The organism is Rhodococcus aerolatus, assembly GCF_054783215.1.
The window spans coordinates 165,183-176,638 of record NZ_BAAGQZ010000001.1; the positions used below are offsets into that span (position 1 = coordinate 165,183).

The 11,456-nt window shown below is 75.8% G+C and carries 12 protein-coding genes; 4 read left to right on the forward strand and 8 right to left on the reverse strand.

Going from position 1 to position 11,456, the window contains the following annotated elements:
* Positions 1–58: 58 nt before the first annotated feature.
* The 3 genes from ACYVOF_RS00995 to dxs form a co-directional block, all read right to left on the reverse strand.
* Positions 59–1,156, reverse strand: coding sequence for a sensor histidine kinase (locus ACYVOF_RS00995; RefSeq protein WP_460863449.1), 1,098 nt, complete (start codon positions 1,154–1,156; stop codon positions 59–61).
* 31 nt (positions 1,157–1,187) lie between these two features.
* Positions 1,188–1,853: a response regulator transcription factor gene (locus ACYVOF_RS01000; RefSeq protein ID WP_460863450.1), complete on the reverse strand. Its 666-nt coding sequence runs from the start codon at positions 1,851–1,853 to the stop codon at positions 1,188–1,190.
* A 200-nt stretch (positions 1,854–2,053) separates the two neighbouring features.
* Positions 2,054–3,976 (reverse strand): 1-deoxy-D-xylulose-5-phosphate synthase, encoded by a 1,923-nt coding sequence (gene dxs / locus ACYVOF_RS01005; RefSeq protein WP_460863485.1) that lies wholly within the window; start codon positions 3,974–3,976, stop codon positions 2,054–2,056.
* Between the two features lie 168 nt (positions 3,977–4,144).
* Between dxs and ACYVOF_RS01010 the strand changes: the two genes are divergently transcribed.
* Entirely contained in the window at positions 4,145–4,639 is a 495-nt protein-coding gene (locus ACYVOF_RS01010; protein ID WP_460863452.1) for a DUF1990 family protein, read from the forward strand.
* A 39-nt stretch (positions 4,640–4,678) separates the two neighbouring features.
* Here the strand turns inward: ACYVOF_RS01010 and ACYVOF_RS01015 are convergent, their stop codons facing one another.
* From ACYVOF_RS01015 to ACYVOF_RS01025, 3 genes are all read right to left on the reverse strand, one after another.
* Positions 4,679–4,834 carry a hypothetical protein gene (locus ACYVOF_RS01015; RefSeq protein ID WP_460863454.1) on the reverse strand — a complete coding sequence of 52 codons (156 nt, stop codon included), beginning with the start codon at positions 4,832–4,834 and terminating at the stop codon, positions 4,679–4,681.
* Between the two features lie 102 nt (positions 4,835–4,936).
* The gene (locus tag ACYVOF_RS01020; protein ID WP_460863456.1) at positions 4,937–6,112 is read right to left on the reverse strand and encodes a class I SAM-dependent RNA methyltransferase; all 1,176 of its coding nucleotides are present in this window, start codon (positions 6,110–6,112) and stop codon (positions 4,937–4,939) included.
* 77 nt (positions 6,113–6,189) lie between these two features.
* Complete coding sequence (locus ACYVOF_RS01025) at positions 6,190–8,262, reverse strand: APC family permease (protein WP_460863458.1); 2,073 nt, start codon at positions 8,260–8,262, stop codon at positions 6,190–6,192.
* A gap of 156 nt (positions 8,263–8,418) precedes the next feature.
* On the opposite strand from ACYVOF_RS01025, the gene ACYVOF_RS01030 reads away from it, so the two are divergent.
* The gene (locus tag ACYVOF_RS01030; RefSeq protein WP_460863459.1) at positions 8,419–9,078 is read left to right on the forward strand and encodes a potassium channel family protein; all 660 of its coding nucleotides are present in this window, start codon (positions 8,419–8,421) and stop codon (positions 9,076–9,078) included.
* Positions 9,079–9,142: 64 nt separating this feature from the next.
* Positions 9,143–9,799, forward strand: coding sequence for a potassium channel family protein (locus tag ACYVOF_RS01035; protein WP_460863461.1), 657 nt, complete (start codon positions 9,143–9,145; stop codon positions 9,797–9,799).
* Positions 9,800–9,808: 9 nt separating this feature from the next.
* Here the strand turns inward: ACYVOF_RS01035 and ACYVOF_RS01040 are convergent, their stop codons facing one another.
* Positions 9,809–10,528, reverse strand: coding sequence for a DUF3159 domain-containing protein (locus ACYVOF_RS01040; protein ID WP_460863463.1), 720 nt, complete (start codon positions 10,526–10,528; stop codon positions 9,809–9,811).
* Between the two features lie 43 nt (positions 10,529–10,571).
* A complete protein-coding gene (locus tag ACYVOF_RS01045; protein WP_460863465.1) occupies positions 10,572–10,949 on the reverse strand; it encodes an OB-fold nucleic acid binding domain-containing protein in 378 nt (125 codons plus the stop codon).
* A 146-nt stretch (positions 10,950–11,095) separates the two neighbouring features.
* On the opposite strand from ACYVOF_RS01045, the gene ACYVOF_RS01050 reads away from it, so the two are divergent.
* Positions 11,096–11,456, forward strand: a 361-nt coding sequence (locus ACYVOF_RS01050) for an alpha/beta fold hydrolase (RefSeq protein WP_460863467.1), incomplete at its 3' end; no start/stop codon positions are given.

Below are 11,456 nucleotides of genomic sequence, written 5' to 3' on the forward strand. Positions count from 1 at the left end.
TAGTCGGGTCGGGACCTCCTGTATACGAAGCACAGTCATCCCTCCGGGGGACGCGGGCTCACCCCGCCGCGGCGGGCAGGGAGACCGTCACGGCCAGGCCGCCCCCGGGCACGGCGCGCGCGCTGACCCGGCCCCCGTGCGCGGTGACCACGGCCGCGACCACCGCGAGCCCGAGGCCGGAGCCGCGGTGCGCGGTGCGGGCGGGCCCGCCGCGGCGGAACGGCTCGAACAGCTCGGGCACGGCGGCGGGGTCGAGCTCCGCACCCGAGGAGCTGACCACCAGCTCCGTCCCGCAGGCGACGTCGACCCAGCCCCCGGGGACGTTGTGCCGCACGGCGTTCTCGACGAGGTTGCCGACGACGCGCTCGAGCAGGGCCGGGTCCCCGTCCACCACGAGCGGGTGCAGCCGCGTGCGCACGTCGAGCCCGCGCTCGCGCGCCTCTCCCGCTACCGCGGCCAGGGCCGGGCCGACGAGGCCCGCCACGTCCACGCGCTCCCGCTGGGCCAGGCCGGTCGCGGCGGTCCGGGCCACCACCAGCAGGCCGTCGACCATGGCCTCGGCGCGGTCGGTCGCGCTGCGCAGCACCTCCCCCATCCGGCGCAGCTCGGCGACGTCGGCGTGCGGGTCGGCGAGGGTGACGTCGACCTCGGTGCGCATGATTGCCAGCGGGGTGCGCAGCTCGTGGCTGGCGTCGGCGACGAAGCGCTGCTGCACCGCGAACGCGGCCTGCAGCCGGTCGAGCATGGCGTCGACGGTGTCGGCGAGGTCGCGCACCTCGTCGTGCGGGCCGTCGAGGTCGATGCGCTCGTCGAGGTGCTCCTGCGAGAGCCGCCGCGCGGTGGCGGTGACGCGGCGCAGCGGGCGCAGCGCGCGCCCGGTGAGGACCCAGGCCAGCAGCACCGCGGCGGCCACGACGAGGACGACGGCGACGACGCCGCGGCGCAGCACGTCTGCCTGGGCCTGCTCGCGCACGGTGTCGGTGAGCACGGCGACGCTGGTGAGCACCCCGTCGACGACGACGCCCGTGCCGGCGTCGGTCCCGGGCGCGACCGTGGTGAGCCGGCCGGCCAGGACCCAGCCCAGCGCGAGCAGGACCGTGCTCACCGCGGCGGCCACCACGCCGGTGAGCAGCGTGAGCCGCAGCCTCAAGCCCACGGGTGGGTCCCTGCTCCGGTCGGTGCTGCGCTCAGCCGGCCGCGGGCACGCGGTAGCCGGACCCGACGACGGTCTCCACCACCTGCGGCTCGCCCAGCTTCTTGCGCAGCGTCATCACCGTCACCCGCACGGTCGTGGTGAACGGGTCCGCGTTCTCGTCCCACACCCGCTCGAGCAGCTCCTCGCTGCTGACGACGGCCCCGGCGGCGGACATGAGCACCTCCAGGACGCCGAACTCCTTGCGGGTGAGGTCGACCCGCTCCGGGCCGCGGGCCACGGTGCGCCGCGACGGGTCGAGCACGAGGTCGCCGGCCCGCAGCGTGGCGGGGACGGCCGGGGTGGCGCGGCGGGCCAGGGCCCGGACCCGGGCGACGAGCTCGGGGAACGCGAACGGCTTGGTGAGGTAGTCGTCGGCGCCGAGGGAGAGCCCGGCGACGCGGTCGTCGACGGTGGTGCTCGCCGTGAGCATGAGGATGCGGGTGAGGTCGTCGGCCGAGGTCAGCTCGCGGCAGAGCTCGTCGCCGGACATGCCGGGAAGGTCGCGGTCGAGCACCACCACGTCGTAGCGGGTGATGGTGGCCTTCTCGTGCCCGCTGTCCCCGTCCAGCGCGACGTCGACGGCCATGCCCTCGCGGCGCAGACCGCGGGCGATGGCGTCGGCCAGGGGTTCTTCGTCCTCGACGACCAGGATGCGCACGCCCTCCACAGTGCCACGACTCCGGCGCGGCCCGCCGCGGCCGCCACCACGCGCCGACACCGCAGAGTGCGCCCGCCGCGGCCCCACGGGCGTCCCTCACACCGGACAGTGCGCCCGCCGTGGCCCAGACCGTCCCCCGACACCGCAGAGTGCGCCTGCCGCGACGGGGCGACGGGCGAGCGAGGCGGGGAGGAGTCGGGTCAGGCCTCGCGGGGGAGGTCGGCGGAGTCGGCGGAGCCGTCGGCGGGGGCCATGCCCGCCACCCAGCCCGTGACCTTGCGCGCCAGGTCCTGGGAGGTGAGGCCGACCCGGCTGAGCACCTGCCCGCGCGAGCCGTGGTCGAGGAACTCCTGGGGCACGCCCAGGTCGCGGGCGGGGACGTCGACCCCGGCCGCCCGCAGCGCCGCGGACACCGAGGAGCCGATGCCGCCGTGCACCCCGCCGTCCTCCAGCGTGATCACCAGGCCGTGCCCGCGGGCCAGGTCGACCACCTCGGCCGGCACGGGCAGCACCCACCGGGGGTCGACGACGGTGACGCCGATGCCCTGCTGGGCCAGGCCGTCCGCGACGGCCAGCGCCAGCGGCGCGAAGGCCCCGACGGAGACCAGCAGCACGTCGGGGTCCTCCCCCGCGGCGGGGCGGCGCAGCACGTCGACGCCGCCGGGGAGCCGCTCGAGCTCGGTCACGTCCTCCTCGACCGAGCCCTTGGGCCAGCGCAGCGCGGTCGGGCCGTCGGTGATGTCGAGCGCCTCGTCGAGCTCCTCGCGCAGCCGGGCGGCGTCGCGCGGGGCGGCCACCCGGATGCCCGGGACGATGCCGAGCACCGACAGGTCCCACATCCCGTTGTGGCTCGCCCCGTCGGAGCCGGTGATGCCCGCACGGTCGAGCACCAGCGTCACCGGCTGGCGCAGCAGGGCCACGTCCATGAGCAGCTGGTCGAACGCGCGGTTGAGGAACGTCGCGTACAGCGCGACGACGGGGTGCATGCCGCCCAGGGCGAGCCCGCCCGCCGAGGCCAGCGCGTGCTGCTCGGCGATGCCGACGTCGAAGAAGCGGTCCGGGAACGCCTCGGCGAACGGCACCAGGCCCGTGGGGCCCGGCATGGCCGCGGTGATGGCTACCACCTCCGGCCGGCGGGCGCCCTGCGCGACGAGCTCGGCGGAGAACACCGAGGTCCAGTCCGGCCCGGGGGCGGACAGCGGCACACCGGTGACGGGGTCGATGATGCCGGTGGCGTGCATCTGGTCGGCCTCGTCGTTCTCGGCAGGCGGGTAGCCCATCCCCTTGCGGGTCACGGCGTGCACGATCACCGGTCCGCCGAAGTCCTTGGCCCGGCGCAGCGCCGCCTCCATCGCGCCCTGGTCGTGCCCGTCGACCGGGCCCAGGTACTTGATGCCGAGGTCGGTGAACATGGCCTGCGGCGCCATGGCGTCCTTGAGGCCCGCCTTGACCCCGTGCAGCACCGAGTAGGCGGCCGGGCCGACGACGGGGAGGCCCTGCAGGTGCTTGCGGCCGGTGGCCAGCACGCGCTCGTAGCCGGGCTGCAGCCGCAGTGCGGCGAGGTGGTCGGCGAGCCCGCCGATGGTGGGCGAGTAGGAGCGGCCGTTGTCGTTGACCACCACGACCACGGGACGGTCCCGGCCCGCGGCGATGTTGTTCAGCGCCTCCCAGCACATCCCGCCGGTGAGCGCGCCGTCGCCCACCACGGCCACGACGTGGCGGTGCCCGCCGTTCAGGGCGAACGCCTTGGCCAGCCCGTCGGAGTAGGACAGCGCCGCGGAGGCGTGGCTGGACTCGACCCAGTCGTGCTCGCTCTCCGCGCGCGAGGGGTAGCCGGACAGCCCGCCCTGCGCGCGCAGGGAGTCGAACTGGTCGCGGCGGCCGGTGACGATCTTGTGGACGTAGGCCTGGTGGCCGGTGTCGAACACCACGGCGTCGGTGGGCGAGTCGAACACGCGGTGCACCGCGAGGGTGAGCTCGACCACCCCGAGGTTGGGCCCGAGGTGCCCGCCCGTCGCCGAGACCTTCTGCACGAGGAACTCACGGATCTCGGCGGCCAGGGCGAGGGTCTCCGCCTCGTCCAGCGCGCGCAGGTCCGCCGGGGAGCTGACCCCGGCCAGCAGGCTCGTCGTCGCCACGGTCCTCCGCTCGTCGTCGTCACGCTGCCGGCGCCGCCCGGTGCGGCAGGGCCCGGGCCGGTGCCCCGGGGCACCTCGTCCGGTGCCCGAGTCTAGGTGAGGGTGCCCCGGGCCCGACTCGCGCGCAGCGCGGGGCGGTGCTCCCCTGGCACCGTGACCGACCGCCTCGCCCGTGCCGCCGCCCAGCCCCCGCAGGCCGTGCCGCCGCGCGCCCACGTGCTCGACGTCACCCGTCCGGTGGGTCACGGCGAGGCCGCGTTCCACCGCGCCGCGGAGCGGGTCGCGACGTGGCACCTGCAGCGCTCGGTCGGCTTCCGGGTGCGCTCCGACGGCCGCGCCGACGAGGAGGGCACGACCGTCCTGCTCGGCGTCGGGGTGGGCCCGCTGCGGTCGTGGGCAGGGTGCCGCGTCACCGAGGTCGTCTCTGGCGAGCGCACCTCCGGGTTCAGCTACGCCACCCTGGCCGGCCACCCGGAGCAGGGGGTGGAGCGCTTCACCGTCTCGCTGGGCGCCGACGGCACCGTGACGGGCCGGGTGCAGGCGTGGTCCCGGCCGGCGTGGGCGGCGGCCCGGCTCGCGGGCCCGCTGGGCCGGCTGGCCCAGCGCGGGGTCGCCCGGCGCTACCTGGCCTCGCTCACCACGGACTGAGCCGCCCGGACGCGGCCCGGGCCGCCCGGCCGCGGTGCGTCAGTACCAGTGCGCCCGGCCCAGGACGGGCCGCCCGGAGCGGCCGAGCAGCGCCAGCCCCACCCCGACCAGGACGACGACGAGGCCGATCCACGCCAGCGGGTGGAACGTCAGGAAGATGCCGAGCAGCAGCAGGATGATGCCGAGCGTGATCACGGTCGGTCCCTCTCCACGGACGGGGTGCGCCCCCGGCCGGGTGACGCCGCTGCGATCGTGCCCGCCGCGGGGGCCCGTCCGCTGGACGAGCCCGGCCCCGGCCTAGGCCGCGTCGGGGACGAACAGCGCGATGCACTCCACGTGCTGGGTCTGCGGGAACGCGTCGAACGCCCGCAGCCGCACCAGCCGGTAGCCACCCTCGCGCAGCAGCCCCACGTCGCGGCCCAGCGCGGCCGGGTCGCAGGACACGAGCACCACCCGCTCGGGCCCGGCGGCGCACGTCGCGGCGAGCACCGCCCGGCCCGCCCCGCTGCGCGGCGGGTCGAGCACCACGACGTCGACGGGGGTGGGCAGCCCCGGCAGCGCACGCTCCACCGGGCTGGTCACGACGTCGACCTGCCCGAGGTCGGCCAGCGCGTCGGCGGCCGGGCCGGTGGCCGCCCGCGAGCCCTCCACGGTGGTCACCGACCCCGTCGGGCCGACCTGCTCGGCCAGCACGGCGGCGAACAGGCCGACGCCGCCGTAGAGGTCCCACGCGGTGCCGCCGACGGGGGCGGCGGCGAGCTCGGCGACGACCTCGGCGTAGCGCTGCGCGGCCCCGGTGTGGCCCTGCCAGAAGCCGGTGACGGGGACCGCGAACTCCCGGCCCGCGGCCCGCTGCACGCCCTGCTCCGCGCCCGCGAGCACGCGGCTGCGGGTAGGAGCCGGGCGGGAGCGCCCGCGCCGCGGCGGGGTGGTCAGCGCGGTCACGTGGCGGGTTCCGTCGGCGTCCACCGCGACCGCCAGCTCCGTGCCCGGGGCCGCCCCCAGCCCGGCCAGGCCCTCCGTGGCCCCGGGCACGGCCTGCGGGCAGTGCTCCACCGGCTCGAGCACGTGGCTGCGGTGCCGGTGCAGCCCGGTGCGGCCGTCGGGCCCCACCGCCAGGCGCAGCCGGGTGCGCCAGCCCAGCCCGCGCGCGTCCCCACCGGGGACCTCCTCGACGACGACGTCGGCCGCGGTGTGGTCGGTGCCGCCGAGGCGGCGCAGCTGCTCGGCCACCACCTGGGCCTTGAGCAGGCGCTGGGCGGGCAGCGTGGCGTGCTGCCAGTCGCACCCCCCGCACGCGAGCGGCCCCGCGTGCGGGCAGGGCGGCACCACGCGGTCCGGGGATGCGGTGAGCACCTCGACGGTGTCGGCGCGGCAGAACGAGCCGCCCCGGTCCTCGGTGACCAGGGCGACGACGCGCTCGCCGGGCAGGCCGTGGCGGACGAACACCACGCGGCCCTCGCTGCGGGCCACGCAGAAACCACCGTGCCCGGGCGGGCCGAGCTCGAGCTCGAGACGCTGCCCGGTCCAGCCGGTCGCGCCGCCGCCCGTCACGTCCGCGGGCCGGGGGTGGGCTCGGGCGGTGCCGTGGCCACCGTGCCCGGGTCGGGCGGCGGGGGCGTGCCCGCACCGCCGAGGGGGACGAAGCCGCGCCGGCTGGCCCCCGGGGCCTGGGTCGGGTGCTCGTGGCGCGACGCACCCTGGGCGGAGCTCAGCTGCCACGGCACGCTCGTCACCATGACGCCGGGCTGGAACAGCAGCCGGGTCTTGAGCCGCAGCGCCGACTGGTTGTGCAGCAGCTGCTCCCACCAGTGGCCCACCACGTACTCCGGGATGAACACGGTGACCACGTCGCGCGGGGAGTCCTTGCGCACCCGCTTGACGTAGTCGAGCACCGGCTTGGTCACCTCGCGGTAGGGCGACTCGACGACCTTGAGCGGGACGGGGATGTCGCGGCTCTCCCACTCCCGGACCAGCGCCCGGGTGTCGGCGTCGTCGACGTTGACCGTCACCGCCTCGAGCACGTCGGGCCGGGTGACCCGGGCGTAAGCCAGCGCCCGCATCGTCGGCATGTGGATCTTGGAGACGAGGACGATGGAGTGGTTGCGGCTGGGCAGCACCCCGTCCCACTCGTGGGCGGCGAGCTCGTCGCTGACCCCGTCGTAGTGCCGCCGGATCAGGCGCATGAGCCCGAAGATCAGGCCCATCGCGACGATGGCGATCCACGCCCCGGCGAGGAACTTGGTGATGAGCACGATGACGAGCACGGTGCCGGTCATGGCCAGGCCGATGCCGTTGATGACCCGGGAGCGCACCATCCGGGCGCGCGCCGCCGGGTCGGTCTCGTCGCGCAGCAGCCGGGTCCAGTGCCGGACCATCCCCGTCTGGCTCAACGTGAACGAGACGAACACCCCGACGATGTAGAGCTGGATGAGCTGGGTGACCTCGGCGCCGAACGCGACGACGAAGGCGATGGCGCCGCCGGAGAGGAACAGGATGCCGTTGCTGAAGGCGAGCCGGTCGCCGCGGGTGTGCAGCTGCCGCGGCAGAAAACGGTCCTGGGCCAGGATCGACCCGAGCACCGGGAAGCCGTTGAACGCCGTGTTCGCGGCCAGCACCAGGATCAGGGCGGTGACCACGGCGATGAAGTAGAAGCCGAGCGGGAAGCCCCGGAACACCGCCTCCGCGACCTGCGCGATGAGCGTCTTCTGCTCGTAGCCCGCGGGGGCGCCGACGAGCTGGGTGGCCGGGTCGTCGGCCGACTTCACCCCGGTGGCCTGGGCCAGCACGATCAGCCCCATGAACAGCGTCACCGCGATGCTGCCCAGCAGCAGCAGGGTGGTGGCGGCGTTGCGCGACTTCGGCTTGCGGAAGGCGGGCACCCCGTTGCTGATGGCCTCCACTCCGGTCAGCGCGGCACAGCCCGAGGAGAAGCCGCGGGCGATGAGGAACACGAACGCCAGCCCGGCCAGGCTGTCGTTCTCCGCGGTCAGCTCGAACCCGGCCGACTCGGCGCGGACGTCGCGGCCCAGCACGAAGACCTGGGTCAGGCCCCAGACCAGCATGAGGAAGATGCCGACCATGAAGGCGTAGGTGGGGATCGCGAACGCCGTGCCGGACTCGCGGATCCCACGCAGGTTCACCGAGGTCAGCAGCACGATGGCGACCACGGCGAACAGGACCTTGTGGGTCCCGACGAACGGCACCGCCGAGCCGATGTTGGACGCCGCGGAGGAGATCGACACGGCCACGGTGAGGACGTAGTCGACCATCAGCGCGCTGCCCACGGTCAGCCCGGCCGTGGGCCCGAGGTTGGTGGTGGCGACCTCGTAGTCGCCGCCGCCGGACGGGTAGGCGTGCACGTTCTGCCGGTAGCTGGCCACCACGACCACCATCACCGCGACGACGGCGATGCCGATCCACGGGGCGTAGACGTAGGCCGAGACCCCGGCGACGGAGAGGACCAGGAAGATCTCCTCGGGCGCGTAGGCGACCGAGGACATGGCGTCGGAGGCGAACACGGGCAGCGCGATGCGCTTGGGCAGCAGGGTGTGCCCGAGGCTGTCGCTCCGGAACGGCCTGCCCAGCAGGAGCCGCTTGAGCGCGGTCGAGGTCGAGGCCACGAGGACGGAGCGTAGGCGCTCGCAGCGGCCCCGCGGCAGCCCGTCGCCCCGGCCGCGTCGGCGGGGTGCGACGCGGCGGGTGCAGCGCCGCTCGCGGGCGGTAGCGTGCGCCGTGCCGGCACCGACCGGCCCCGAGGTCCCCGGAGGTCAGCTGTCGTGCACGTCGTGGTGATGGGATGCGGCCGGGTGGGCTCCTCGCTCGCCGCGGGGCTGGAGCGGCTGGGCCACGACGTGGCCGTCGTGGACCGCGACCCGACGGCCTTCCGCCGGCTGGGACCGGAGTTCGCCGGGCACCAGGTCACCGGGATGGGCTTCGACCGCGAGGTGCTGCTGCAGGCCGGCATCGAGCGGGCCGGGGCCTTCGCCGCCGTCTCCTCGGGCGACAACTCCAACATCATCGCGGCGCGCGTGGCGCGGGAGAACTTCGGCGTGGAGCGGGTCGTCGCCCGCATCTACGACGCCAAGCGGGCCGCGGTCTACGAGCGGCTCGGCATCCCCACCGTGGCCACCGTCCCGTGGACGACGGACCGCTTCCTGCGCTCGCTGATGCACGACGGCACGTCCACCGCGTGGCGCGACCCCTCGGGCACCGTGGCGGTGTTCCTCGTCGACCTGCACGAGGAGTGGGCGGGCCGGCGCGTGCCCGAGCTGGAGGAGGCGGTGGGGGCGCGGGTCGCGTTCATCGTCCGCTTCGGCGTGGGCGTGCTGCCCGACAAGCGCACCGTGGTGCAGGCCGACGACGAGGTCTACCTCGCCGCCGTGTCCGGGACCGTCGCCGAGGCCGCCGCCCGTGGCGAGCGCCCGCCGCCGGAGTGAGCGCCCCCGCCGTGACCGACCCAGCCGTGACCAGCCGCAGGACCGCCGAGGACCGGGAGATCCGTTGAGAGTCGCCATCGCCGGGGCCGGCGCCGTGGGGCGGTCCATCGCCCGCGAGCTGCTGGAGAACGCCCACGAGGTCATGCTCATCGAGCGCGACCTCAGCAACATCGACGGCAGCTCGGTGCCCGAGGCGGAGTGGGTCAACGCCGACGCCTGCGAGCTCGCCTCGCTCGAGGAGGCCGGCCTGGAGGGCTGCGAGGTCGTCATCGCGGCCACCGGGGACGACAAGGCCAACCTCGTGGTCAGCCTGCTCGCCAAGACGGAGTTCGCGGTGCGGCGCGTCGTCGCCCGGGTGAACAACCCCCGCAACGAGTGGCTGTTCACCGAGTCCTGGGGCGTCGACGTGGCCGTGTCCACGCCGCGGATGCTCGCCGCGATGGTCGAGGAGGCCGTCTCGGTGGGCGACCTGGTGCGGCTGATGACGCTGCGGCAGGGCCAGGCCAACCTGGTCGAGATCACGCTGCCCGCCGACACCCCGCTGGCGGGGTCGCCGGTGCGCTCGATCGAGCTGCCCCGCGACGCGGCCCTGGTCACCATCCTGCGCGGCGGCCGCGTCATCGTCCCGCAGGGCGACGACTCCCTCGAGGCGGGCGACGAGCTGCTGTTCGTCGCCTCCCCCGACACCGAGGACCAGATCCGGACGGCGCTGCGCCGCTGAGCCGGGCCGTCAGGCCCCGGGGTGGTCCCGCGCGGGGTCGGGGTGCGCGGTGGCCTGCCGGGCGGCGGCCTCCTCGCGGGCGGACACCTCGTCGTCGACCTCCTCCCCCGCGGCCGCCGCGGCGGCGATGACCGCGTCGGCCCGCCGCACCGCCCACGCGGTGAGCAGCAGCGCGACGGCGGTCAGCGGCCAGCCCATGGCCAGCCGGGCCGCGGCGAGCCAGCCGGTCTGGTCCGCGCCGTAGAGCAGCTGCTGCACGACGAAGCGGGCGGCGAACACCGCGGTCCAGCCCAGCGTGGCCACGTCGTAGGCCCGCACCGCGCCGGGGTGCGCGCGCCAGCCCTGGCCGTGGCCGTTGAGCAGCGACCAGATCACCCCGACCAGCGGGCGGCGGACCACCGCGGAGGTGAGGAAGACCCCGGCGTAGAGCAGCGAGGTCCAGATGCCGAGGAGGAAGAAGCCCTTGGCCGAGCCCGTGCGGTGGGCGATGAACGCGGCGACGGCGACGCCGAGGACGCCCGAGACCGCCGGCTGCACCGCCTCCCGGCGCGCGAGCCGCCACACCGCGACCAGCGCCGCGGCCCCGAGGGCCGACCAGATGGCCACCGTCAGCCCGCCGAGGGTGTTGGCCACGACGAACACCAGCACCGGCACGGACGAGAACGCCAGGCCGCTGAGGCCGCCGAGCTGGTCGAGCAGGGTTCGCGCGGGCGGCTCGGCTCGGGTCACGGCTCCAGGGTGCCAGGTGGCCCGGGGGGGCGCGACGAATCCGTCAGGAGCTGGACTGCAGCTCGTAGTACGGGTTGTAGAGCACCTTGCGGCCGTCGCGCTCGGCCATCCGGCCCTTGACCCGCACGGTGCGCCCGGGCTCGATGCCGGGGATGCGGCGCCGACCGATCCACACCAGCGTCACCCCGTCGGTGCCGTCGAACAGCTCGGCCTCCAGCGTCGCGGCCGACGCCCGGGGGCAGACCTCGACGCTGCGCAGCCGGCCCAGCACGGTGACCTCCTCGCCACGCGAGCAGTCGCACGCCCGCTGCGCGCCCTCGGCCTCCGCGGCCCGGGACATCTCGTCCGCGTCGAGGTCGGTGACGTCGGTGGTGAGGCGTCGCTTGAGGCGACTGAAGTAGCCGGCAGCGGTGCTGGCCATGGGGCGCTCCTGTGCGCGTCGAGTACCGGGGTGGGTGTTCCTCGGGCCACCCGGGCCGTCGTGCGACGGTCCGGTTGAGCCCCGCCACAGTAGCGCCGCACGACCCGGTTGGGCACACCTGGGAGGGAGATGCTCGAGTGACCCGCGTGACGTCCACGACAGGGCCCGCCGCGCCGGCGCCGGGGGGTGCGGTGGTGCTCCCGGGGACCGGGTCCGACGGCCGCTTCGCCCGCGCCGCGTTCGGTCCCGCGCTCGACGCCGCCGGGGTGGCCGGCCGCTTCGTCGACCCCACCCCGGGCGGGGTGGTGCGGGGCTACCGCGCGGCGCTCGACGCGGCGGCGCGGCGGGGCCCGGTGCTGGTGGCGGGCGTCTCCCTCGGGGCGCTCGTCGGGCTCACCTGGGCCGCGGAGCACCCCGGGCAGGTGGCCGGCCTCGCGCTGGCGCTGCCCCCGTGGAGCGGCGCCGGAGTGGGCGGGCCCGACGACGCCCGCGCCGTGGCCACCACCG

What these genes read in the sequence shown, in the direction of transcription:
- ACYVOF_RS01045 (WP_460863465.1), bottom strand. Translation starts at nt 10,949, where the DNA reads ATGGCCAGCACCGCTGCCGGCTACTTCAGTCGCCTCAAGCGACGCCTC.